The sequence below is a fragment of the Variovorax paradoxus genome, assembly GCF_030811855.1.
In the GTDB taxonomy this organism is placed as follows: domain Bacteria; phylum Pseudomonadota; class Gammaproteobacteria; order Burkholderiales; family Burkholderiaceae_C; genus Variovorax; species Variovorax paradoxus_L.
Genome location: NZ_JAUSRN010000018.1, coordinates 23,160 through 47,512 on the forward strand (window position 1 = coordinate 23,160; position 24,353 = coordinate 47,512).

General features: G+C 65.9%; 23 protein-coding genes. 17 read left to right on the plus strand and 6 right to left on the minus strand.

The genetic code is table 11. The features are described 5' to 3' along the window. Nucleotides 1-14 precede the first annotated feature (14 nt). From J2X92_RS25735 to J2X92_RS25745, 3 genes are all read right to left on the minus strand, one after another. Nucleotides 15-1,283, minus strand: coding sequence for a M20 aminoacylase family protein (locus J2X92_RS25735; protein ID WP_307580066.1), 1,269 nt, complete (start codon nt 1,281-1,283; stop codon nt 15-17). 1 nt (nt 1,284) lies between these two features. Next, nucleotides 1,285-2,265 carry an ABC transporter permease gene (locus J2X92_RS25740; protein WP_307580068.1) on the minus strand — a complete coding sequence of 327 codons (981 nt, stop codon included), beginning with the start codon at nt 2,263-2,265 and terminating at the stop codon, nt 1,285-1,287. 195 nt (nt 2,266-2,460) lie between these two features. Further along, nucleotides 2,461-3,729: a porin gene (locus tag J2X92_RS25745; protein WP_307580070.1), complete on the minus strand. Its 1,269-nt coding sequence runs from the start codon at nt 3,727-3,729 to the stop codon at nt 2,461-2,463. Nucleotides 3,730-4,010: 281 nt separating this feature from the next. Here J2X92_RS25745 and coq7 point away from each other — a divergent pair, with 281 nt between their 5' ends. Beyond that, nucleotides 4,011-4,640 (plus strand): 2-polyprenyl-3-methyl-6-methoxy-1,4-benzoquinone monooxygenase, encoded by a 630-nt coding sequence (coq7, locus tag J2X92_RS25750; protein WP_307580072.1) that lies wholly within the window; start codon nt 4,011-4,013, stop codon nt 4,638-4,640. A 13-nt stretch (nt 4,641-4,653) separates the two neighbouring features. Here coq7 and J2X92_RS25755 read toward each other — a convergent pair whose 3' ends face one another. Beyond that, nucleotides 4,654-5,103: an OsmC family protein gene (locus J2X92_RS25755; protein ID WP_307580074.1), complete on the minus strand. Its 450-nt coding sequence runs from the start codon at nt 5,101-5,103 to the stop codon at nt 4,654-4,656. A gap of 269 nt (nt 5,104-5,372) precedes the next feature. Here J2X92_RS25755 and J2X92_RS25760 point away from each other — a divergent pair, with 269 nt between their 5' ends. Beyond that, nucleotides 5,373-6,617: a porin gene (locus tag J2X92_RS25760; protein WP_307580226.1), complete on the plus strand. Its 1,245-nt coding sequence runs from the start codon at nt 5,373-5,375 to the stop codon at nt 6,615-6,617. A 95-nt stretch (nt 6,618-6,712) separates the two neighbouring features. On the opposite strand, the gene J2X92_RS25765 is transcribed toward J2X92_RS25760, so the two are convergent. Next, nucleotides 6,713-7,843, minus strand: coding sequence for a hypothetical protein (locus J2X92_RS25765; protein ID WP_307580075.1), 1,131 nt, complete (start codon nt 7,841-7,843; stop codon nt 6,713-6,715). 50 nt (nt 7,844-7,893) lie between these two features. Between J2X92_RS25765 and ilvA the strand changes: the two genes are divergently transcribed. Further along, nucleotides 7,894-9,507 (plus strand): threonine ammonia-lyase, biosynthetic, encoded by a 1,614-nt coding sequence (ilvA, locus tag J2X92_RS25770; protein ID WP_373424881.1) that lies wholly within the window; start codon nt 7,894-7,896, stop codon nt 9,505-9,507. Between the two features lie 18 nt (nt 9,508-9,525). On the opposite strand, the gene J2X92_RS25775 is transcribed toward ilvA, so the two are convergent. Further along, nucleotides 9,526-10,140: a type II secretion system protein N gene (locus J2X92_RS25775; RefSeq protein ID WP_307580077.1), complete on the minus strand. Its 615-nt coding sequence runs from the start codon at nt 10,138-10,140 to the stop codon at nt 9,526-9,528. A 49-nt stretch (nt 10,141-10,189) separates the two neighbouring features. On the opposite strand from J2X92_RS25775, the gene gspG reads away from it, so the two are divergent. From gspG to J2X92_RS25845, 14 genes are all read left to right on the plus strand, one after another. Next, a complete protein-coding gene (gspG, locus tag J2X92_RS25780; protein WP_307580078.1) occupies nt 10,190-10,630 on the plus strand; it encodes a type II secretion system major pseudopilin GspG in 441 nt (146 codons plus the stop codon). After that, nucleotides 10,605-11,069: a pilus assembly FimT family protein gene (locus J2X92_RS25785; RefSeq protein WP_307580080.1), complete on the plus strand. Its 465-nt coding sequence runs from the start codon at nt 10,605-10,607 to the stop codon at nt 11,067-11,069. Before gspG ends, J2X92_RS25785 begins: the two co-directional genes overlap by 26 nt. Beyond that, complete coding sequence (gene gspI / locus J2X92_RS25790) at nt 11,066-11,440, plus strand: type II secretion system minor pseudopilin GspI (RefSeq protein ID WP_307580083.1); 375 nt, start codon at nt 11,066-11,068, stop codon at nt 11,438-11,440. Before J2X92_RS25785 ends, gspI begins: the two co-directional genes overlap by 4 nt. Next, nucleotides 11,440-12,123, plus strand: coding sequence for a PulJ/GspJ family protein (locus J2X92_RS25795; protein ID WP_307580085.1), 684 nt, complete (start codon nt 11,440-11,442; stop codon nt 12,121-12,123). Before gspI ends, J2X92_RS25795 begins: the two co-directional genes overlap by 1 nt. Nucleotides 12,124-12,125: 2 nt before the next feature. Beyond that, a complete protein-coding gene (gene gspK, locus J2X92_RS25800; protein ID WP_307580228.1) occupies nt 12,126-13,133 on the plus strand; it encodes a type II secretion system minor pseudopilin GspK in 1,008 nt (335 codons plus the stop codon). A gap of 136 nt (nt 13,134-13,269) precedes the next feature. Continuing rightward, nucleotides 13,270-14,481 carry a type II secretion system protein GspL gene (gene gspL, locus J2X92_RS25805; protein ID WP_307580087.1) on the plus strand — a complete coding sequence of 404 codons (1,212 nt, stop codon included), beginning with the start codon at nt 13,270-13,272 and terminating at the stop codon, nt 14,479-14,481. Further along, on the plus strand, nt 14,478-15,014 hold the full coding sequence (gspM, locus tag J2X92_RS25810; protein WP_307580089.1) for a type II secretion system protein GspM: 537 nt from the start codon (nt 14,478-14,480) through the stop codon (nt 15,012-15,014). Before gspL ends, gspM begins: the two co-directional genes overlap by 4 nt. Before the next feature lie 11 nt (nt 15,015-15,025). Then, nucleotides 15,026-15,826, plus strand: coding sequence for a type II secretion system protein N (gene gspN / locus J2X92_RS25815; protein ID WP_307580091.1), 801 nt, complete (start codon nt 15,026-15,028; stop codon nt 15,824-15,826). Nucleotides 15,827-15,828: 2 nt separating this feature from the next. Next, nucleotides 15,829-18,150 (plus strand): type II secretion system secretin GspD, encoded by a 2,322-nt coding sequence (gene gspD, locus J2X92_RS25820; protein WP_307580093.1) that lies wholly within the window; start codon nt 15,829-15,831, stop codon nt 18,148-18,150. A gap of 44 nt (nt 18,151-18,194) precedes the next feature. Next, nucleotides 18,195-19,586 carry a GspE/PulE family protein gene (locus J2X92_RS25825; RefSeq protein ID WP_307580095.1) on the plus strand — a complete coding sequence of 464 codons (1,392 nt, stop codon included), beginning with the start codon at nt 18,195-18,197 and terminating at the stop codon, nt 19,584-19,586. A gap of 15 nt (nt 19,587-19,601) precedes the next feature. Further along, a complete protein-coding gene (gene gspF, locus J2X92_RS25830; RefSeq protein ID WP_307580097.1) occupies nt 19,602-20,837 on the plus strand; it encodes a type II secretion system inner membrane protein GspF in 1,236 nt (411 codons plus the stop codon). A 13-nt stretch (nt 20,838-20,850) separates the two neighbouring features. Next, nucleotides 20,851-21,750, plus strand: coding sequence for a 5'-nucleotidase (locus J2X92_RS25835; protein WP_055802001.1), 900 nt, complete (start codon nt 20,851-20,853; stop codon nt 21,748-21,750). Between the two features lie 194 nt (nt 21,751-21,944). After that, nucleotides 21,945-22,139 (plus strand): hypothetical protein, encoded by a 195-nt coding sequence (locus J2X92_RS25840; RefSeq protein ID WP_307580100.1) that lies wholly within the window; start codon nt 21,945-21,947, stop codon nt 22,137-22,139. Nucleotides 22,140-22,165: 26 nt separating this feature from the next. After that, the gene (locus J2X92_RS25845) at nt 22,166-24,352 is read left to right on the plus strand and encodes a phosphocholine-specific phospholipase C (protein ID WP_307580102.1); all 2,187 of its coding nucleotides are present in this window, start codon (nt 22,166-22,168) and stop codon (nt 24,350-24,352) included. Nucleotide 24,353 lies beyond the last annotated feature (1 nt).

The window sequence follows — 24,353 nt, forward strand, 5'->3', positions numbered from 1 at the left end:
GAATCGAAACTACATCAAGGCGCCGCGGTAGCGGCGTCTTTCCTTGGCTGCTCGCTGCGGGTAGCAGCCAGCGGCATGCCCTGCTCGATCAAGCCCGCATGCAATGCGGCGCCAAGCGGCAGGATCTCGTCATTGAAGTCGTAGCGGCTGTTGTGCAGGAAGGCGCCGTTCCTCGCGTCCTGGCCGATGCGCAGGTAGGCGCCGGCCTTCTTCTGCAGCATGAATGAAAAATCTTCGGCGCCCATGCTGGGCTCCATGCTGCGATCGACGTTGGAGGCACCAACCAGCGACTCGGCCACGTCGGCCGCGAACATCGCCTCCGGCGCGGTGTTGATGGTGGCCGGATAGATGCGCTCGTACTTGATGCTGGCGGTGGCGCCAAAGCCTGCGGCAATCGCGGTGCAGAGCTCTGACAAGCGCTGCTCGACCTGGGCCTGCACGCGCGCGCTGAAGGTGCGCACGGTACCAACGAGCGTGGCCTCGCCCGGAATGACGCTCATCGCACCGAGGTCGCCGGCCTGCACCGCGCAGATGCTGACGACCGCAGCGTCGATGGGACGCACGCTGCGCGAGACGATGGTTTGCGCGGCCGTGATGATGTGCGCTGCCACCACCACGGGGTCGATGGTCTGGTAGGCATGGGCGCCATGGCCACCCTTGCCCTTGATCTCGATGGTGACCCGATCGGCCGCGGCCATCATGGCGCCGCGGTTGATGCCCACGGTGCCGGCCGGCATGCCGGGCCAGTTGTGCATGGCATAGACCGACTGCACCGGAAAGCGGTCGAAAAGGCCATCTTCGATCATCACGCGTGCGCCGGCAAAACCTTCTTCGCCGGGCTGGAAGATCAGCACCGCGGTGCCGTCGAAGCTGCGCGTTTCGGCGAGGTAGCGGGCGGCACCGACCAGCATGGCGGTGTGCCCGTCGTGTCCACAGCCGTGCATCAGGCCGTCGTTCGCGGAGCGCCAGCCGAAGTCGTTGTCTTCGCGCATCGGCAGCGCGTCCATGTCAGCGCGCAGGCCGATCATCCGGCCGCTGGCCGTCGACTTGCCGCGGATGACGCCCACCACGCCGGTCTTGCCGATACCGTCGTGGATCTCGTCGACGCCGCAGGCACGCAGCGCCTCGCGCACGCGGCCGGCCGTGTAGATCTCTTCGAATCCGAGCTCTGGGTGGGCGTGCAGGTCGCGGCGAAACGCCGTGATCTCCGGGTAGAAGTTCGCGATGTGCGCGAATGCCCGTCCGGAGGCTTGCAGCCGGGGGGCTGCTGTGGCAACCGTCATCTCAATGTCCTCCCGCCTTGCCGACGCGCAGCCGCGGATCGACCACGAAATAAAGCAAGTCGACCACCAGATTGATCACCACGAAGATCAAGGCGATGAGGCACAGGTAGGCCGCCATCACCGGAACGTCGGCAAAGGTCACGGCCTGGATGAACAGCAGTCCCATGCCCGGCCACTGGAATACCGACTCGGTGATGATGGCAAAGGCAATGAGGCCGCCGAGCTGCAGGCCGGTGATGGTCATCACAGGCACCATCGTGTTCTTGAGCGCGTGGCCGAAGTGAATGGCGCGGTTCGTGAGACCGCGGGCGCGTGCAAACTTGATGTAGTCGGTGCGCAAGACCTCGAGCATCTCGGCCCGCACCAGACGCATGATCAAGGTCAGCTGAAAGATCGCGAGCGTCACGGCCGGCAGGATGATGTGATGCCACCCGTCGGCCCGGAAAAGACCGCTGCTCCACCAGCCGAACTGCACGGTTTCTCCTCTGCCGAAACTCGGGAACCAGCCCAGCAGCACGGCAAAGACGAGGATCAGCAGGATGCCGATCAAGAAGGTGGGAAGCGACACGCCAAGCAGCGACACGGTCATGAACACCTGGCTCAGGAAAGTGCCGCGGCGCAGTGCCGTGTAGACGCCCATCGGAATGCCGATGAACAGCGCCAGTACGGCGGCGACGAGCGCCAGTTCGAGCGTGGCCGGAAAGCGCTCGCCAATGAGGCGCGAGACTTTCGCGCCCTGGCGCAAGCTCAGGCCGAACTCGCCTTGCGCTGCGTTGACGAGAAAGTGCCAGAACTGCACGAAGAAGGGCTGGTCGAGCCCCAATGCGGCGCGTAGCTCGCGAATCTGCTCGGGCTTGGCATCCTGGCCGAGCAGAAAGACGACAGGATCGCCTACATATTGAAAGAGAAGAAAGGCGATGAACGCGACCGCGATCATGACGATCACGGCTTGGATCAAGCGGCGCAAGACAAATGCAATCATTCAACAAACAGAGTGAATCGGCATGCTAGCAGTGCAAGGTGCGTGCCCGCACGGGGGTTCCCCGGGGGTGCACGTCGATGGTGCGCATTGCCTGGGTCCGATGCACCATCGCAGCCCCAAATAAAAAAGCCACTCGACTTTCGTCGAGTGGCTTTTTAGTCTTTCGATTCAAAGCTGGCTTAAGCCAGCCTCAAATTAGAAAGCGTGACGGATACCGAAGTCGTAGCCGGTCGAGTTCTTCGGGGTGAAGACGCTGTTGGCAATGAACGAAGGGCCGCCAACGGTGTAGGCTGCGCCGTTCTTGTTGCTCACGCGAGCGATCGTTGCGTACAGAGCCGTGCGCTTCGACAGGTTGTGCACGTAGCCCAGAGCCAGCTTGCTAGCCTTCGGGTCGGCAACTGCGGGTGCGAACAGCACTTCAGGAGCGTTGAAGTCGGTCTTGACACGCGAGTACGAAGCGCGGATCAGGCCAGCACCGACGGGCACGGTCACGCCCAGGAGGTAGCCGGTCAGGTCGACGTCAGCACGGCCGCCGAGGAACGGCTCGACTTCGTAGTCAACCTTGTTCTTGGCGCGCGACACTTCACCGAAGAGCTTCACGGGACCGAAGTCATACGAAGCGCCGAGGTTCAGCGTGTTGACCTTGGTGGTGGTGCCGACGTAGTACTGGTCGCCGATCGTGCTGCTGCCGTAGGAGACTGCAACGTCCAGAGGACCGTTTGCGTAGCCGAAGCGGCCACCAACGTAACGGCCAGCGCGCGAGGTGTTCGCGGTGACAGGCGTAGCGGTGCCCGGATCGTACTTGGTCTTCTCGCTGAAGGCGTACTGGAGTTGGCCGTAGAAACCACCCAGGTTCGGCGGCAGGAAGTAGCCGATGCTGTTGCTGGAGCGCACGTAGTTGCTGTTGGCAACGTTGGTGAACGGAGCGGTCGAAGCAGCCGGGGTCAGGAAGTTGCCGAAGGCGGTGTTAGCCGTCGAAACCAGGTTGGTACCCACGCCGTTGGTGCCGAACGGATCGAACACGGTGTCGTTCCAGAAGGTCGGGGTGTAGTCACGGCCGAGGCGGACTTCACCGAAACCACCCGACAGGCTCACGGTCGAACGACGAGCGAACGTCGCGATACCTTGCTGGCCGTCGTCGTTGGAGATCGGGGCTTCGAGCCAGAAGCTGGCAGCCAGGCCGCCGCCGAGGTCTTCCGTACCACGGAAGCCGATACGGCTGGAGTTGTAGCCCGAGTTCGCCAGTTCACGACGGCTCGTCTTGACGCTGCCTTGGTTCACGTAGAACGGGTTGTAGACGGGCACGCCGAAAGCGTTGTACGTCACACCGTTGTTCAGGTCACGCGAAGTGTTCGAGTAGCCGCTGATCGACGCGTCGACCACACCGAAAAGCGTGACGGACGACTGAGCCGAGGCAACACCGGCAACAGCCAGGGCAGCCAGAGCAACTAGAGATTTTTTCATTGCAAGTTTCTCCAAGGTTAAACATAGGGCTCCGGTGCGAAGGGCTCACTGTGACTGGCACTTAGTGCTCCCACCGGACCCCGGGCCAACCTCCTTTTGGGAAGTTGATGCTATTGCACCAGAGCCGCTGCGGCAGGGCAAAACAAATCGCCCGAAATGTCGGGTGGCCCGTGCGTTTCGTTGCAGTCCTGCAACAAAGGACTTGGGCACCTTCGCAAATCACCATGTGAAATGAAGCAAGTGCTTGGCTTGGTCTTTTCACCATGCGTTCAAATAGAGGCATGACTTCTTCGCTCGATCCCGTCTTGACCGCGGCGGATGCGGCTTTGCGTACCCTTTTTGCCAGACCACATGCCACGCGGGCCATGCCCGTCCCGCTTCAAGCGCCTGGTGAAATGACGGACTCGGAACGGCGCGAGGCCGGCGCACTGATGCGGGTGAACCATGTAGGCGAGGTCTGCGCCCAGGCGCTTTACACCGCGCAGGCGGCGGTAGCGCGCGACCCCATTCTCCGGAACCGCCTGCTGGAAGCCTCACATGAGGAAACGGATCACTTGGCCTGGACGCGCCAGCGGCTGGACGATCTCGGCGCCCGTCCCTCGGTTTTGAACCCGCTTTGGTATGCGGGCGCCTTCGGGCTAGGGCTGGTGGCCGGGCGCTTGGGAGATCCGCTCAGCCTGGGCTTCGTCGCGGAAACCGAGCGCCAAGTGGAAGCCCACCTGGACAGCCATTTAGGCCGGCTGCCATCTGCCGACAGCGCCTCAAGGGCGGTGGTCGAACAGATGAAACTCGATGAAGCACGGCATGCCGCGCAGGCTATCGACGCCGGTGCTGCGGAATTGCCGGCGCCCGCAAAGGCCCTGATGCGGTTCGCCTCCCGCGTGATGACCACGCTCGCGCACCGGATCTGACGCCTTCGGGGGTTCAGGTTTCGATCAGGTCGAAGCTGGTGGTGATCTCTGCCGTCTTCGCCAGCATGATGCTGGCCGAGCAATAGGTTTCATGGCTCAGGGCGACGGCACGCTCGACGGCTGCCGCCGGAATGCCCTTGCCCGCCACGGTGAAGTGCATGTGGATCTTGGTGAAGACCTTGGGATCTTTCTCTGCGCGCTCACTGGTCAGCTTGACGCTGCAGCGCTCTACACGGTGCCGGCCGCGCTTCAATATCAGCACCACGTCGTAGGCCGTACAGCCGCCGGTTCCGGCGAGCACGGTTTCCATGGGACGGGCAGCCAGGTTCTGGCCGCCGTTTTCGGGCTTTGCGGCGTCCGGCGCGCCATCCATGGTCAAGACATGGCCGCTGCCGGTTTCGGCCACGAAACCCATGGCCGAACGGGTGCCGGTGTCCCCTGTCCAAGTTACTGTGCATTCCATCTTCGTCAGTCCAAAGGAGTGTTCAGCAAAAAAAGTCGCTGAAATCAACATGTGTGTGGGAAAAGCGTCACTTGCTTGTTGCAACGCAACAAACAGTCGATATACTTTATTTCATCGCGCACGAACATGTGCGCACCGGTTGTCTCCTCCACCCTTCCAATTGGTGGATTTAGCCCCGAGCTGCAAAGCTCGGGGCTTTTTTCTTGCCGGAACCGCCAATCGTCAAGGCCGAAACCCACTCTAGTTCTTATGGCGGAAGGGCAGTTGCTCTGGCTGCCCTGGCTGTTGCCGGTGTTGCCTCGGCTCAGTCGTCCGTCACGCTTTTCGGTGTGGTCGACGCGTCGATCAGCCATTATTCGGCCACGTCGCGTGACCTGTACAACGGCGTGTCGTACAACGCTTTCGGTTTTCCCGTCTACAACCCGCTCTACGTCAACAAGGGCAGCGTCAAGACCAGCAAAACCGTTTTGGCGAATTCGGGCTACAACTCCAGCCGCCTGGGCTTCCGCGGCACCGAAGATCTCGGCGGCGGCCTGGCAGCCAGCTTCTGGCTCGAAGCGCCGATCACCAATGACGACGGCGCCACCGGCGTTTCGACCTTCGCTCGCCGTTCGACCGTGAGCCTGTCGGGTGGATTCGGTGAAGTCCGCCTTGGCCGCGATTACACCCCCAGCTTCTGGAACGATACCGTGTTCGATCCGTTCGGCACCAATGGCGTTGGCACCAACCTGATCTCCACAGCCAATGGCTTCAACCCCACGGGCGGCGCGGGCGGTTTCGGTGGCAACCTCAACTCCACGCGCTCCAGCAACTCGATTGGCTACTTCCTCCCGCCGAACCTCGGTGGCTTCTATGGCCAACTGATGTACGCGTTCCACGAGAAGACCAAGTACGATCCGGGCCTCGCTACGCCTAACGTCGCGAGCAACTCGCGTGCCGGTCGCTATGTCGGTGGCCGCTTCGGCTACGCCAACGGCCCGCTTGACCTTGCACTGGCCTATGGTCGAAGCACTGTCGCGGACGACTTCTACGCTGGCACGACTGGCAACGTCAACACGCTGAACTTTGGCGTTTCCTATGACTTCGGTCCCGTCAAACTCTTCAGCGAACTGTCGCAGGCCAAGCTGAAGACCGAAGTCGACGGCAACTTTGTGGTTCAACCGGCTTCCGTGCCATCCACCAAGCTCAACGGGTGGCTGCTGGGCGTGACGGTGCCCGTGGGTGCCGGCTTGATCCGCGCTTCCTACTCGGCCGTGAAGTACAAGACGGGCAACACCACCAACGACCTGTTCTTCAACGACCAGAACAACAACCCGAAGGCCAACAAGCTGGCTCTCGGCTACGTTCACAACCTGTCGAAGCGCACGGCTCTGTACGCAACGATCGCTCGCGTGAGCAACAAGAACGGTGCAGCGCTGTCCGTGGCCAATCAACCGTTCGCCAACAACGCCGCGAACGTCTTCACCCCGAAGACCTCAAGTGGCTACGACTTCGGCATTCGCCACGCCTTCTGATCGATCACGGGTCTGATCCGATGCTGGCTCCAGCCAGTTCGAGTCGATTCAGTGTCAAGCCGCCCAGCGCAAGCCGGGCGGCTTTTTGGCTTTGCTCAAGTTGCACGGCCACGCCTGCTTTGCAGCAGGCCCACATTCATTTCCCCGTTCAGAACCGACGCATAGAAGCGCTCGACCATGTTCACGCTCGTGCGCGCATTGCGCGCCAAAGTCAGCATGTCGATGCCCTGGCCGTACAACAGCCGCAACGTGATTGCGGTGTGGCGCAGGCAATAGAGCGTTCGCGATTGACCGAGCGGACCTTTCTCCAGTGCGGTGACTTCGAGCGCCCAATGGAAAAGAAAATTGAGCACTGCCAGCGCGTGCTCACGGTTCTTCAACTGCGGCATGAAGATGTAGTCTTCCGCGCCGCCAGAGCCTTGCTCGCGCCGACGGTCGAGCAAGCATTCATAGACCCGCACGGCAGGCCGCAAGCTCACGATGGGCTGGCTGTGCCGCTTGGTCTCGGGCAAATTCATTCGCAGATAGACGTGCTTGCCGCGCACGATTTCTATGTGCTTGTGCTTCATGAGCTTGATATCGCTCGGACGAACAAAGGTGTTGACCATCCAGCGGATCAGCCAAGGCAGTTCCTCGGGCATGACGAGCAGCTCGCGCGCAATCCAGAAGCGCTCGCCGGTTGTCAGCTGGTCGAGCACCGGGTGCGACTGTCCGCGCAATCTGCGTGCAGCTGCCACAACGGCACGGTACTCCGCAACGCTGAAGCTGCCGCGCGGCTGGCTGCGCACTTTGACCTTCGGAAATGCCGGCGCATTACGAAGCACACCGATGTTCACGCCATGCGTCACCACCTTTCGCAGCAATACGAGGTATTGCGCGATCGTCGTACTGGTGAAGCCCTGCTCCCCAAGATGGTCGATCAGGCGTTGCGCATCGGCGGTGGCAAACGCCTGTGCTTGAACGGCACCCAGCAACGGAATGACATGGGCCCGCAACCTGTTGCCCATCACTTGCCAGGTGGGTCGTCCAATTTCGCCGCGATGTACGCGCGCCGCTTCTGCCTGCATCAGTCCTTTGGAAAGGTCGCTGACAGAAACGGATAACAAATCTTGCTCATTTGTTAACTGACTGGCGGACGGATGGATCGCGGGATAGGTGCGCTCAAAAAAACCGGAATCGTTCGCCGCTGGGGCTCTCAGGATGAGGTTTATGACATTTGTGTCCATGTCATGACCCGTATGCAATCCCGATGCCTCTTATCATCGTCATTTATCAATTGAAACTCCCCTTGGAAAAAACCGTGCGCGACGTCCCTGTTCCGGCACTATCGCCCGCCGACTATCTCAGAAAAATTTTGAACGCCCGCGTTTACGACGTGGCGGTCGAATCGGCGCTGGAGAAAGCCAACGCGCTCAGCGAGAGGCTCGGCAGCACCGTGCTGCTCAAGCGCGAAGACCAGCAACCGGTGTTCAGCTTCAAGCTTCGAGGGGCTTACAACAAGATGGCGCACCTCACGCCCGAGCAGCTCGCAAGTGGGGTCATCTGTGCATCGGCCGGCAATCACGCACAAGGCGTGGCGCTGGGCGCACGCAAGCTTGGTACGCGCGCGGTGGTGGTCATGCCGGTGACCACACCCCGTCTCAAGATCGACGCGGTGCGCGGATTCGGCGGTGAGGTGGTGCTGCATGGCGACAGCTACTCAGATGCCTACTTGCACGCGCTCGAACTGCAGGCCCAGCAAGGCCTGACGTTCGTGCATCCGTTTGACGATCCCGACGTGATCGCGGGCCAGGGCACCATTGCCATGGAGATCCTGCGCCAGCACCAGGGCCCACTCGACGCGGTCTTCGTTGCCATCGGCGGCGGCGGGCTCATCTCGGGCGTGGCCAACTACATCAAGGCGGTGCGACCGGAGATCAAGGTGATCGGCGTGCAGATGAACGACTCCGACGCAATGATGCAATCGGTGGCCGCGCGCCAGCGCGTGAGCCTCCCCGACGTCGGCCTGTTTTCAGATGGCACGGCGGTCAAGCTCGTCGGCGAAGAGACCTTCCGCATTGCCAGCAACCTCGTCGACGAATACATCGCGGTCGATACCGATGCGGTTTGCGCGGCCATCAAGGACGTCTTCGTCGACACGCGAAGCATCGTCGAGCCGGCCGGCGCGCTTGCCGTGGCCGCCATCAAGCAATATGTAGCGGGGCATGGCCGCCAGGGCGAAACCTATGCAGCCATCCTGTGCGGCGCCAACATGAACTTCGATCGGCTGCGCTTCGTGGCCGAGCGTGCAGAGGTGGGTGAGGAGCGCGAGGCGCTTTTCGCGGTGACCATCCCCGAAGAGCGCGGCAGCTTCAGGCGCTTTTGCGAACTGATCGGCGAGATGCCGGCCACCGAGTCGAAGGAAACCGGCTCCGTCGGCGGCGCGCCGCGCAATGTGACGGAGTTCAACTACCGCATCAGCGATGCGGCCAAGGCCCATGTGTTCGTGGGCCTGACCACGTCGACGCGAGGCGAATCGACCACCATCGCGCAAAACTTCATTGCCCACGGTTTCGACGCGCTCGATCTCACGCATGACGAGCTCGCCAAGGAGCACCTGCGGCATCTGGTGGGCGGTCGAACGGGCCTTGCCCATGACGAGCGGCTCTTGCGCTTCGTCTTTCCGGAGCGGCCGGGCGCGCTGCTCAAGTTTTTGAGCCTGATGCGGCCCAACTGGAACATCAGCCTCTTTCACTACCGCAACCAGGGCGCCGACTACGGCCGCATTCTGGTGGGCTTGCAGGTCCCCGCCAGCGACGCGGCGGCCTTCGATGCCTTCCTCGAAACCCTGGGCTACCCCTACGTCGAAGAAACCGCGAACCCGGCGTACCGGCTGTTCCTGCAGGCCTGACCGAGTGATCGCCTGCGGCTACTGCGCGGCTTGCGTGGGAGGCTGCTGCGATGGCGCTGGCGGCGGCTGCGGCGCAGCCGCTTCGGCAGGCGGCGCCACCACGGCGGGCACCGTCGCCGGAAAGAGGCCGCTGGGCCGTGCCGACGGCGTCATCCCCGGCGGAACCGGGCTACCCACGCTGATCGGTGCCCGCACCGGCAATTGCAGCGTGAATGCCGCCGCCCCCGATGCGCTGGCGCCGAGCGTCGCCGATCGCACCCCGACCGACTGCAGCACATAGTTGTCGCCGACGCGCGAACCGACACGGAACGGCCGCGGAGGCTTGCCGTCGATCGAGATCAGTGCCGCCCCCTGGTTGAAAGGATCCGCCACCACGCCCGACAACGCAAAGCGGCTCGCGGCTTCGGGCGCGGCGGGTGCCGCTTCCAATGCCGAAACGGCGCCCAGCAGCCGCGCCACGGCATCCGCATCCGCCGAAACCGACGCCTTGGGCATCGTGGCCGCCGCCGCCACGGGCTCGGCCGGACTCGCGAGCCGCAGCCCCCAGAACACCGCCGCACCGGCGGCCAGCGCCCACAGCCCCGTGGTTGCAACGGGGGCATGCCAGCGCGCGGCGGAATAGGGACTTGTCATGGCCGCGGATTATCATGCAGCGCGCCTTCCGCATCACGTCATCCAAGCTATGAAAAAAATCCTTCGCGCCGCCACCCGCACCGCCCAGCGCGGCTTCACGCTGATCGAATTGATGGTGGTTCTGGTCATCATCGGCGTGCTTGCCGCGCTGATCGTGCCGAACGTGATCGAGCGCGCGGACGACGCCCGCGTGACCGCCGCCAGGACCGACATCAACAACCTGATGCAGGCGCTCAAGCTCTATCGCCTGGACAACCAGCGCTACCCCACGGCCGAGCAAGGCCTGCAGGCGCTGCTCGTGCGCCCCACCGCCGGCCCGGCCGCGCCCAACTGGAAGCCGTACGTCGAAAAGCTGCCCAACGATCCGTGGGGCCACCCTTACCAATACATGAACCCGGGCATCAAGGGCGAGATCGACGTGCTCTCGCTCGGCGCCGACGGACAGGCCGGTGGCGAGGGCAAGAATGCCGACATCGGCAGCTGGCAGTAGCCGCGTTCGCGGTTTTACGCTGCTCGAGCTGATCGTGGTGATCGCGATCATCGCGATGGCCACCGCCAGCGTGACCTTCGCAATGCGTGACAGCAGCGCGGCCCGGCTCGATCGCGAGGCCGACCGGCTGGCGGCCCTGCTCGAATCGGCGCGTGCCCAGTCGCGCGCCAGCGGCGTCGCGGTGCGGTGGCGGCTGGTGGAAGGCGGCAGCTTCGTGTTCGAAGGCCTGCCGCCCGACGCCCTGCCCAACGGCTGGGCCACCAGCGGCATCAGCGCCCAGGCTGCGCTGGCCAGCGGCGTGCCGCTTCCCGCCGTGCTGCTGGGGCCCGATCCGATCATTGCCGCGCAACAGATCGTCCTTTATTCCGAAGGCCCGCCCGCGCGTTCGCTGCGCGTTGCCACCGACGGCTTGCGGCCTTTCACCGTGAGCACGCCATGACAACCGGGCGCCGGTCGGCATGCAGCGGATTCACGCTGATCGAGGTGCTGATTGCGCTCGGCATCGTGGCGCTGGCGCTGGCGGCCGGGTCGCAGGCCACCATGTCGCTGACCCGCAATGCGCAGCGCCAGTCCGACCTGCTTCTGGCCGACCTGTGCGCAGAAAACGAGTTCGCCAAGGCGCGGCTCGCGCGGCAAATGCCGGCCGTCGGCGATTCAGGCTCCATCTGCGTGCAGGCCGGCGTTTCATTCAACGTCACCACCTCCACCATCGCTACGCTCAACCCGAACTTCCGGCGCGTCGACGTGCAGGTGCGCGACGAAGCCAATGCGCCGGTGCTGCGCATCTCGACCGTGGTGGGCCGCTTCTGATGCGCCGCTTCGCGAACCGGCAAACTCGCCGGGGCTTCACGCTGATCGAACTGCTGGTGGCGATTGCCGTCATGGCGCTGCTTGCGATCATGAGCTGGCGCGGACTCGAGGCCATGTCGCGCGCCACCGCGCAGAACCAGCAGCGCGCCGACGCCGTGCTGACGCTGCAAACCACGCTCGCGCAATGGAGCGCCGACCTCGACGCCGTGACCGCGCTCGCGCAAACCCGGCCCATCGACTGGAATGGCCGCGCGCTGCGGCTCACGCGCCGCAGCAGCGATGCGGGCGTGCCGGCCATGCTGGTGGTGGCGTGGACACTGCGCTCGGGGGTTGACGGCACCCGCTGGCGGCGCTGGCAGTCGCCGCCCTTCACCACGCGCGGCGAATGGCAGCAGGCCTGGAATATGGCCGCTTCCTGGGGGCAGGAAGGCGGCGGTGGAGAAACCGCGCTGATGCCGGTCGATGGCTGGCAGCTCTTTTATTTTCGCGAGAACACCTGGACCCCTGCAGGCGAATTGCCGAGCGGGACGTCCAACCCTGCGAACCCGGCCAACCCCACAGGCGCCATCGTGAACATGCCCGACGGCATTCGCCTGGTACTGAGCCTGTCGCCCGGCGACGGGCTGGCGGGTGCCATCACGCGCGACTGGGTCAAGCCGACCGTGGGAGCACCGCGATCGTGACGATGCCTCTTCCTTTCTCTGCAAACCGTCCGCGTGCAAGTACCGGCCGCCAGTCCGGCGCCGCGCTGCTCGCGGCCATGCTGACCGTGATGCTGGTCGCCACTTTCTCCGCCGCCGCGCTGTGGCAGCAATGGCGCGCGTCCGAGGTCGAGGCCGCCGAGCGCGGACGCGTGCAGGCGGCGTGGGTGCTGGTCGGCGCGCTCGACTGGTCGCGCCTGATCCTGCGCGAAGACGCCCTCACCGGCGGGCCCGACCACCTGGCCGAACCCTGGGCCGTGCCGCTCGCCGAAGCGAGGCTCGCCAGCTTTCTGTCGGCGGAAAAAAACGTGGCCAGCGACAACCTCGAAGGCCTGCCCGATGCCTTCCTGTCGGGCCGCATCGTCGATGCGCAATCCAAGCTCAACGTGCTGTCGCTCGTCGACGGCAACAAGCCGGTGCCGGCGAGCGTCGCCACCTTCACCAAGCTGTTCAACATCCTTGGCCTCCCCGCTTCGGAGCTCAGCGTGATGACCGCTTCCCTCGTGCGCGCGCTCGCCACCGGAACCGATGCCGCGGGCGGCGGCGATGCCGGCGCGGCGCCACTGATGCCCCAGGAGGTTTCGCAACTGGTGTGGCTCGGCCTATCGCCGTCGACCGCGGCCGCTCTCGAACCCTACGTCACGATTCTTCCAGTGCGCACGCCGCTCAACATCAACACCGCGAGCGCCGAGGCGATCAGCGCCAGCTTGCCGTCCCTCAGCATCAGCGATGCGCGCCAAGTGGTGGAAAAACGCACCCGCTCGTTCTTCAAGCAGATCGCCGACGCCAACACCGCGCTTCCCAACGGCGGCACCCAGTTCAACGCCAACCAGCACAGCGTGAGCACCCAATTCTTCGAGGTCTACGGCAAGCTGCGGCTCGACCGCACCTGGGTCGAAGAACGCTCGCTGCTGCAGCGCGATGGCACTACCGTGAAGACGATCTGGCGCAACCGCGGGGCCGGCATGACTGCCCCTCCGGCTAAACCCTGAGTCGCGGCATCTTCCGCCCATTTCTTGCATCAAAAAATCGCCCGGCCCGCGTCGCATCTACGTCACACGCTACAAATAAAGTAGCACTTATCCAGCAGGCGCAACCCTACAATCACCCGCCCTTTCCCAAATAGAAATGACACCGCTGCTGCTCATTGCCCCCCTCCCTCCGGCCGACACCGCCGGCGAGTACGACTGGGCCCAGGCAGGCGACGACGGCATCGCATTGCGCAGCCACGGCCGCGCGCTGCTCACGCTGCTGCCGGCCAGCACGGAAGTCATGCTTGGCATTCCAACCGCGGCGCTTTCCTGGCACCGGGTCACCCTGCCCAAGGGCAGCATGGGCAGCACCTCGAAATTGCGCGCCGTGCTCGATGGCCTGCTCGAAGAGCAACTGCTCGACGAGCCCGAAGCCTTGCACTTCGCGCTCGAACCCGAAGCCAAGGCCGGCGTGCCGGTCTGGGTGGCGGCTTGCAACCGCATCTGGCTGCGCAGCCTCGTGCAGGGCCTCGAATCGACGGGGCGGCGCGTGGTGCGCATCGTTCCCGAATTCGCTCCGCAGGCCGTCGACGGCCCGCCGCTGCTGCAGATCACAGGCGTCGCAGAGGCGCCGCAGCTCACCGTGTGCGATGCCGACGGCGTGGTCTCGCTGCCGCTCGCCGGAGCCGGTCTGGCGCTCGCCGGCAGCCTGCCGCTCGACACCGCCGTCATTTCCGCCGAGCCCGCCGTCGCCGAAGCCGCCGAGCATCTGCTCGAACGCCGCCTGCCCATCGTGCAGGCGCCGCAGCGCTGGCTCCAGGCTGCGCGCTCGCCCTGGGAGCTCGCGCAGTTCGACCTTGCCGTGACGGGCCGCGCTCGCGCCGGCAAGAAATTCGCATCCGTGTTCCAGACGCTGCGCTACGCACCCGAGTGGCGCGCCGCACGCTGGGGCGTCGTCGCCCTGTTGCTCACGCAGCTGATCGGCCTCAACGCCTGGGCCTGGAAAGAGCGCAACGCACTCGAGTCCAAGCGCCAGGCTGTCAAAACCATGCTGACCCAGACCTTCCCTGCCGTAAAACTCGTGGTCGATGCGCCGGTACAAATGGCGCGCGAAGTCGCCGCGCTACAGCAGGCGGTGGGCGATGTCGCGGGCAGCGACTTCGAACCGATGATCGGCGCGCTCGCCACCAATCTTCCGCCGGGCCGCACGCCCAGCGCCATCGACTACAGCGCCGGCCAGCTGCGCCTGCGCGGCCTGGCCCTGCAGCCTTCCGAGCTCACGCGGCTCTCGGGTGCGATGGGCCCGCGCGGCTACAGCGTGCGCGCCGAAGGCGATCTGCTGCTGGTGCAGGCCGAGGCTTCGCGATGAACTTCGGCGAACAACTTCGCGCCCGCTGGGCTTCCCTCGATCTGCGCGAGCGGCGCATGGTTGCCATCGCTGCCGCGCTGGTGGCGCTCGCGCTGCTGTGGTGGATTGCGCTCGCCCCGGCGCTGCGCACCCTCGCCGCGGCGCGAACCGAACACGCGCGGCTGGATGCACAGCTGCAGCAGATGGCCACTCTGCAGAACCGCGCCAAGACCCTGCAGGCCCAGCCGCGCCTCAACCGCGACGACGCGCTGCGTGGCCTCGAAACCTCAGTGCGCCAGAGCCTGGGCAGCAACGCCCAGCTCATGACCGCCAGCGGCGACGGCGCCGCCACGGTCACGCTGCGCGCCGTGCCGGCCGATGCCCTGGCCCAATGGCTCTCGCAGGCGCGCGGCAATGCCCACGCCGTCCCGCGCGAAGCCCACTTGACCCGTTCGGCCGCCGCAGCGCCGGCGGCAGGCAACAAGGACCCTCAGGAACCCGCCAAGGTGCGCTGGGAGGGCACGCTGGTGATGGCGCTGCCCGCGGCCCGCTGAGCACGCCTGCCATGGTGACGCACTCCTCTCTTTCCGACTCCACACCGCGCCGCGGCTGGCGCTGGGCCCTGCTCGGCATCGTGATTGGCGCGCTGCTCTCGCTCGTGCTGTTCGCGCCGGCCCGCTGGCTGGCCACGGCATTGTCGAACTGGAGCCAGGGCCGGCTGCTGCTCGTCAACCCGCGCGGCACGGTCTGGAACGGTGCGGCGGCGGTGGTGCTGGCAAGCGGTGCCGGCGGCGCCGAGGCGGTGTCGCTGCCCGGATCGCTCAACTGGCGTATGCGGCCCACCTGGAACGGCATGTTCGCTGTGCTCGACCTGCCCTGCTGCACGGCCCGGCCACTCGAACTCAAGGCCAGCCCACGCGCGGACGGCATGCAGCTGCAATGGGGCGACGGCAGTTCGCGCTGGCCCGCCACCTTGCTGGCCGGCCTGGGCGCGCCCTGGAACACGCTCAAGCTCGAGGGCACGCTCGACCTTTCCACCAAGGCCCTGTCGATGCAGTGGGACGGCCCCGTGCTGCGCATTGCGGGCCAAGCCACGCTGGATGCCACCGACGTGTCGTCGAGCCTTTCGACCCTGAAGCCGATGGGCAGCTACCGCCTCACGCTCGAAGGCGGCAGCCGGCCGAGCCTGCTGCTGAGCACCCGCGAAGGCAGCCTGCAGCTGAACGGCAGCGGCAGCTGGAACGGCACCGCTTTTCGCTTCAACGGCGAAGCCAACGCCGCAGCGGGCCGCGAAGACGCACTTTCCAATTTGTTGAACATCATCGGACGGCGCGAGAACGCGCGTTCGATCATCACCCTGGGTTGATCATGAAGAAGCCACTGACTTCGCACGGCAGCCGCCTCGGCATCGTTGCACTCGCAGCGCAGATGCTGATTGCCGCCACCTTCATGCAGGCCGTGCCGCCCGCGTTCGCACAAGCTGGCAGTCCCGACGCGCCGCGCCGCGGCGAGCCCATCACGCTCAACTTTTCCAACGCCGACATCGAGGCCGTGGCCCGCACCATGGCCGTGGTCACCGGCCGCGACGTGGTGGTCGATCCGCGCGTCAAGGGCACGATGAACCTCGTCACCGACCGTGCCATTGCGCCGGCCGCCGCGTTCAACCAGTTCGCCTCGGCGCTCCGGCTGCAGGGCTTTGCGGTGGTGGAGGCCGAGGGCCTGTACAAGGTGGTGCCCGAGGCCGACGCCAAGCTCCAGACCCAGACCGTCAACACCGCCACGCCCAGCGCAGGCTCCGTGGGTGGCAACCAGATCGTCACGCAGATCTTCAGGCTCAATTACGAGTCGCCGAACAGCCTGCTGCCGGTGCTGCGCCCGCTCATTCCGCCCAACAACACCATCAACGTGAATCCGGGCAACAACTCGCTCGTGATCACCGACTACGCGGACAACATGCGCCGGCTGGCACGCATCATCGCGGCGCTCGACGTGCCCAATGCGTCGGACATCGAGGTGATCCCGCTCAAGCACTCGGTCGCCACCGACATGCTGCCGCTGATCTCTCGCCTCGTGGATGGCAGCGGCTCGGGCACGACACCGGGCGCCGCCGCGCCGGGCGCGGCCGATGCGTCGTTCCGCACCACCCTCCTGGCCGATCCGCGCAGCAACGCGCTCATCCTGCGAGCGGCCAATCCGGCGCGGGCCTCGCTGGTGCGCACGCTGGTCGAGAAGCTCGACCGCGCCCCGGTCGAGAGCAGCAACGGCGCGGCGGGCAACATCTACGTGGTCTATCTGAAGAACGCCGACGCGGTCCGCCTGGCGGCCACGCTGCGCGCCGCCATGGCCGCGAACCAATTGCCCGGCATCCCGGGCACGCCGGGCGCCGCGGGCGGCGTCGGCCAGGCGCAGCAGCAACAGGCCAACATCCCGCAGACCATGCAGCAGGCCAGCCTCGGCGGACAGAGCGGCTCGCCCGCCGCCAATGCGCCGCTGAACAATGCGAACCAGCCTTCGACCGGTGGCCAGATCCAGGCCGATCCGTCGACCAATTCGCTGATCATCACGGCGCCCGAGCCGCAGTACCGGCAGATGCGCGCGGTGATCGACAAGCTCGACGGCCGGCGCGCCCAGGTCATGATCGAGGCGCTGATCGTCGAGGTCAGCGCCAAGAAGGCCGCCAACTTCGGCGTCCAGTGGCAGAGCGCGCTGGGCAACAACGCGGTCATCGGCACCAACTCGAGCCTGGCCAGCGCCAACATCCTCGCGCTGACGCAGGCCCTGGCCACGCGCGACGTGGCCAACGTGCGGCCATCGACGGGCCTGAACCTGGGCATCGCCGGCAAGATCGGCGGGCAGTACATCCTGGGCGCCATCGCCAATTTCTTCAACAGCGACGGCGATGCCAACGTGCTCTCCACGCCCAACCTGCTGACGCTGGACAACGAAGAAGCCAAGATCGTCATCGGCCAGAACGTGCCCTTCGTCACCGGCCAGTACGCGAGCACCTCCGGCTCGGTGGGCATCAACCCGTTCACCACGGTGGAGCGCAAGGACGTGGGTCTCACGCTGCGCGTGCGCCCGACCATCAACGAGAACGGCACCGTGAAGATGACCATCTTCCAGGAGACCTCGACGGTCGACCAGAACACGGTCAACAACCCCAATGGGCCGACCACCAACAAGCGCTCGATCGAGTCCAGCGTGCTGGTGGAAGACGGCGGCCTGGTGATGCTCGGCGGCCTGCTCTCGGACGACTACAACAACACGATCGAGAAGGTGCCCCTGGCCGGCGACATTCCGGTGTTCGGCAACCTGTTCAAGAACGAAGTGCGCTCGCGCACCAAGAGCAATCTGATGATGTTCCTGCGCCCGGCGGTCATGCGCGACGGCGCCTCGGCCGAAGCGTTCTCATACGACCGCTACGACGAGATCCGCGGCATGCAGCAGCGCGCGCAGCCGAACACCGACAACATCATGCTGCGCGGCGTCGACTCCGCGCCTGTGCTGCCGGAAGCACCGCCGCCGCGTCCGGCCGACCGCACGAGCAATAGCAGCAGCGAGCGCATCCAGGGCACGCAGCTCATTCCGCCGCCGCGCCCGCCGGCCGACCCGCGCGCTCTGCGCCCGAGCCCGCTGCGCGGCGCCTTGCCGCCCACGGCCGACCCGACCACCTCGCGCGAACTGCCCTGAGGCCATCGCGCCGCTCCGACGAATACGCACCGCCCACTCCGCCCATGCGCCACCCCCTGCCCTACGCGTTCGCACGCAGCCAGCAACTGCTGCTCGAGGAAGCCGACGACGGTCGCTGCACGCTATGGATGTCGAGCCACCCTTCGCGCAGCGCGCTCAGCGAGGTCACGCGCAAATACGGCGTGCAGGCCTTCGAGGTGCTGGCCGACGGCCCGCTCGCGCAGCGCATCAGCGCGGCTTATGCGCAGGGCGAGTCGAGCGCCGCCGCGGTGGTGAGCGAGGTGCAGAGCGATGCCGACCTCTCGCGCATGATGCAGGAGCTGCCGGCCGTCGAAGACCTGCTGGAAAGCGCCGGCGATGCACCCATCATCCGCATGCTCAATGCGCTGCTCACGCAGGCCGCGCGCGACGGCGCGAGCGACATTCACATCGAGCCCTACGAGCGCACCTCGTCCGTGCGCTTTCGCATCGACGGCACGCTGCGCGAAGTGGTGCAGCCCAACCGGGCGCTGCATGCCGCGCTGATCTCGCGCCTGAAGATCATGGCTGACCTCGACATCTCCGAGAAGCGGCTACCGCAGGACGGGCGCATCTCGCTTCGCATCGGCACGCGCGCGGTGGACGTGCGCGTTTCGACGCTTCCCAGCGCCCACGGCGAACGCGCGGTGCTGCGCCTTCTGGACAAGACCGAATCGAAGCTCACGCTCGAATCGGTCGGCATGCAGGGCGACACGCTCCAGCGCTTCGAGCGCCTCATTGCGCAGCCGCACGGCATCATCCTGGTGACCGGGCCCACCGGTTCGGGCAAGACCACCACGCTGTATGCCGCGCTGGCCCGCCTGGACGCAAGCCGCAGCAACATCATGACGGTGGAAGACCCCATCGAATACGAGCTGCCGGGCGTGGGCCAGACGCAGATCAATGCCAAGATCGAGCTCACCTTCGCGAAGGCCTTGCGCGCCATCCTGCGGCAGGACCCGGACGTGATCATGATCGGCGAGATCCGCGACTTCGAAACCGCGCAGATTGCCATCCAGGCCTCGCTCACCGGCCACCTCGTGCTGGCAACGCTGCACACCAACGATTCGGTTAGCGCTGTCACACGCCTGACCGACATGGGCGTGGAGCCTTTCCTGCTCAGTTCATCGCTCCTCGGCGTGCTGGCGCAGCGCCTGGTGCGCAAGGTCTGCACGAGCTGCGGCGGTGGCGGCTGCGAGGCCTGCGGCCAAACCGGCTACCAGGGCCGCACCGGCATCTTCGAACTGCTGGTGGCCAATGACGAAGTGCAGGCGCTCATCCATGGCAAGGCCGCCGAGAGCAAGCTCTTCGAAGCCGGCGCGCGCGGCGGACTGCGCTCGATGCGCGAAGACGGCGAACGGCTGGTGCAGGCCGGCATCACCTCGCGCGCAGAGCTGCTGCGGGTCACGCGCGAATAGTTTTCCCGCCTCGCCATGCCCGCCTATTCCTTCGAAGCCATCGATGCCAGCGGCCAGTCGCGCGAAGGCGTGCTCGAGGCCGACACCGCGCGCAGCGCCCGCAGCCTGCTGCGCGCGCAGGCGCTCATTCCGCTGTCCGTCACGCCGGTTGGCAGCAGCCACGTCAACGGCACCGGCAATGGCGGCTTGCGCCGGTGGCTGGGCGGCGGCGCCAGGATATTCAGTACCACCGGACTCGCGGTGTGGACGCGCCAGCTCGCCGGGCTCGTGTCCTCCGGCTTGCCGCTCGAACGCGCATTGACTGCGCTCACCGACGAGGCCGAGACCGAGCCGCAACGCAACCTCGTCGCATCGCTGCGTGCCGAAGTCAACGCGGGATCGCCGTTTGCACGCGCTCTAGCGGCCCATCCGCGCGAGTTCTCGCCCATCTACACGGCCGTGATCGGCGCGGGCGAGCAGAGCGGCAACCTCGGTCTTGTGCTCGACAGGCTCGCCGACGACCTCGAAGAACGGCAGGCGCTGCAGCAGAAGCTGGTCGGCGCTGCGCTCTACCCGGCCATCGTTACGCTGGTGGCGATCGTGATCGTGATCTTCCTCGTGAGTTATGTGGTGCCGCAGGTGGCGCAGGTGTTCGCGGGCACCAAGCGCTCGCTGCCCTTTCTCACCACGGTGATGCTGTCGCTGAGCGCCGCGGTGCGCAACTACGGGTGGTGGATGCTGGGTGGCGTGGTGTTTGTCGCCATCGCCGTGCGGCTCGCGCTGGCGCAAGAGGCTTTCCGGCTGAAGTTCGATGCGGCCTGGCTCAAGCTGCCGCTGGTCGGCAAGCTCGCGCGCGGCTACAACGCGGCGCGTTTTGCCAGCACGCTGGCGATGCTCGCCACGGCCGGCGTGCCGATCCTGCGCGCGTTGCAGGCGGCCTCGGAAACGCTCGGCAACCGCGCCATGCGCGCGGATGCGCTCGATGCGCTGGTGCTGGTGCGCGAAGGCGCTCCGCTGGCCTCGGCGCTGGCGCAGAAAAAGCGCTTTCCGGGACTGGTCTCGATGTTCGCGCGGCTGGGCGAGCAGACCGGCACGCTGCCGCTGATGCTGCAGCGCGCGGCCAACCAGCTGGGCGCCGAAGTGCAGCGCCGCGCGATGCACCTGGCGACCATTCTCGAACCCTTGCTGATCGTGGCCATGGGCGGCGTGGTGATGCTCATCGTGCTGGCGGTGATGCTGCCTATCATCCAGCTGAACCAGTTCGTCAAGTAAAGCGATATCCGCCATGCCCGTCACGCTCGAAGACAAACTCGTGGTCGCGATCTCGTCGCGCGCGCTGTTCAACCTCGAAGAAGAAAACAGGATCTTCGAGGCCGGCGACAACGAGGGCTACATGAAGCTGCAGCTCGACCGCATCGACGTGCCGGCCGCGCCGGGCATCGCGTACTCGCTGATCCGCAAGCTGCTGCGCTTCAACGACGACGGCGTGCAGCGCGTCGAGGTGGTGATCCTCTCGCGCAACGACCCGGTCTCGGGCATGCGCATCTTCCGCTCGAGCGCGGCGGCCGACATCAAGCTGCAGCGTGGCGTGTTCACGCAGGGCCGCCCGCCCTTCGGCTACCTGCGGCCGCTGCGCGCGCACCTGTTCCTGTCGGTCAACGCAGAGGACGTGCGCGAGGCCCTCGTCGCGGGCTTTCCGGCCGCGCGTGTGCTGGTCGAATCGGTAAAAGCCAGCGATGCCTGGCCCAACGAAGTGCGAATTGCATTCGACGGCGACGCGGTGCTGTTCTCCGATGAAGCCGAGCGCGTGTTCCAGGCGCAAGGCCTCGACGCCTTCCAGGCGCACGAACTCAGCAAGGCCGACCTGCCCTTGCCCGAAGGCCCGTTCAAACCTTTGCTGACCGCGCTGCATCGCCTGCAGATGGCCGGCAATGCGCAGATGCGCATCCGCACCGCGCTGGTCACGGCGCGCAGCGCGCCCGCGCACGAGCGCGCGATCCGCACGCTCATGAAGTGGAACATCCGCGTGGACGAGGCCATGTTCCTCGGCGGCCTCCCCAAGGGCGAATTCCTGCGCGAGTTCGAACCCGATTTCTTCTTCGACGACCAGACCGGCCACGTCGACGCCGCGGCACGCCACGTGCCTGCCGGGCACGTTTCCAGCGGCATCAGCAACGAGCATTGAGCCTCGTCCGGGGGCGAGCACCGTCGCAGTGCTTCGCCCTCCTGGCGCCTGCGGCGCCTTTGCCTTGTCATCGCTCGTTCATGGCGATGTAACGGGTTCTCCCTAGGCTTGTGAGCGTCCGGTGCGCGGTGCCTTTGGTGGCGCCATTTTTTACCGCATCGAGTGCCGACACGCGACAACTCCAAGGAACCCACATGCGACTTTCATCCCTGCCCGTGCGGCTCGTGCCAGCACTGGTCCTGGCCTCTGCCCTTTCCGCCTGCGGTGGCGGCGATGGTGGTGGTGGCTTCTCCGGTTTTCTGCCTGGCGTGGCGACTCCGACGCCGACCGTCCCTGCCGCACCGCCTCCGGAGACCAGCGTCAAGCCTGAGATGCGCTGCGCGCCCTGAACACCACGAAACGCCAGAACAACACCATGACTTCACGCCGCAAATTCCTTGCAAGCACCGCCACCACCGGTGCCGCCGCACTCGCCATCGCCGCCTTTCCACCGAGCATTCGCCGTGCGCTGGCCATTCCCGCCAACAACAAGACCGGCACCATCCAGGACGTCGAGCACATCGTCATCCTGATGCAGGAAAACCGCTCGTTCGACCACTACTTCGGCACGCTCATGGGCGTGCGCGGCTTCGGCGACCGCTTCACCATTCCGCTCCCCAAAGGCCGCAGCGTCTGGCAGCAGAGCGATGCCACGGGCAACCCGGTGCTGCCCTACCACCTGGACAGCCGCAAGGGCAACGCACAGCGCGTGAGCGGCACGCCGCACTCGTGGAGCGACGGCCAGAACGCCTGGGACGGCGGGCGCACCTACCAGTGGCCACGCTACAAGACCAACGCGGCCATGGGCTACTACAAGGAAGCCGAACTGCCCTTTCAGTTCGCGCTCGCCAACGCGTTCACCCTGTGCGACGGCTATCACTGCAGCATGCACACCGGCACCAATTCGAACCGCATGTTCCTCTGGACCGGCACCAACGGCCCCACCGGCGCGAACGTGGCTTCGGTCAACAACGAGTGGGACTCGATCGACAGCTCGGCCAAGGGCTTCGAGTGGAAGACCTACCCCGAGCGGCTGCAGGAAGCCAAGGTGAGCTGGATCGTCTACCAGAACATGCCGGAGAACTTCGGCGACAACCCGCTGGCTGGCTTCAAGCAATACCGGCTCGCCAACGAGGCCTCGGGCAAGCCCGTGAGCAACGACGTGGCCTCGCCCGCCTACGACCCGGCCAGCGACGACGCCGGCAATCCGCTTTACAAGGGCATTGCCAACACCATGCCCGATGGCGGTTTTCTCGAGCAGTTCCGCCAGGACATCAAGAAGGGCAAGCTGCCGCAGGTGTCGTGGATCATCGCGCCGGCAACCTATTCCGAGCACCCCGGCCCGTCGAGCCCGGTGCAGGGCGGCTGGTACATCCAGGAAACGCTGGACGCGCTCACCGCAGTGCCCGACGTGTGGAGCAAGACCGTGCTCTTCATCGACTTTGACGAGAACGACGGCTACTTCGACCACTACCCGTCACCCGCGGCCCCATCGCTCAATGCCGACGGCACGCCCGCCGGCAAGACCACGCTGCCCGAATCGGACGTCGCCTTCGAGCGCTTCAACCATCCGAACCCGCCCGGCACCACCGACCAGCCCGCGCCCGACGGCCGTGTGTACGGCCCGGGCGTGCGCGTGCCGATGTACGTGGTGTCGCCCTGGAGCCGTGGCGGCTGGGTCAACTCGCAGGCCTTCGACCACACCTCGGTCATCCGCTTCATCGAATCGCGCTTCGGCGTCATGGAACCCAACATCGGCGCTTTCCGCCGCGCGGTGTGCGGCGACCTCACGAGCGCCTTCAACTTTGCCAACCCCAACAGCGAGGCGCTGCCCACGCTGGCCGGCCGCAAGAGCAAGGCCGAGGCCGACCAGCTGCGCGCGTCCCAGGAAGCCCTGGCCCAGGTTGCGCTGCCGCTCGATCCGCAGCTGCCGCGGCAGGCGACGGGCACCCGCCCCTCGCGTGCGCTGCCCTACGAGCTGCACACCAGCGCGCGCGCCGATGGCATCGGCGGCAAGGTGCAGCTGTTGTTCGCCAACACCGGCAAGGCGGCGGCGGTGTTCCACGTCTACGACAAGCTCAACCTCGACCGGCTCCCGCGCCGCTATATGGTGGAGCCCGGCAAGACACTCGACGACACATGGAATGCGACCACGGACAACAGCGGCTTCTACGACCTCTGGGTGCTTGGCCCCAACGGCTTTCACCGCCACTTCAAGGGCGACCTCAACCGGCTGCGCGCGGGCGATGCCGCCGCGCCGGAAGTGCGCGTGTGCTACGACATCGCCAACGGCAACGTGTACCTGGAGTTGCTCAACGGCGGCAGGAACACCTGCAAGTTCACCGTGCGCGCCAAGGCCTACCGCGACGACGGTCCGTGGACCGCGGACGTGAAGGGCGGCGCCAAGGCCGAACTGCACTGGGACCTCGCAGCCAGCGGAGCGTGGTACGACTTTGCCGTGACCTGCGATGCCGACGCAGCCTATGTGCGCCGCTTTGCCGGGCGCGTCGAAACCGGCAGGCACACAGTGAGCGATCCGGCAATGGGCCTGGCCGATCTCTGAC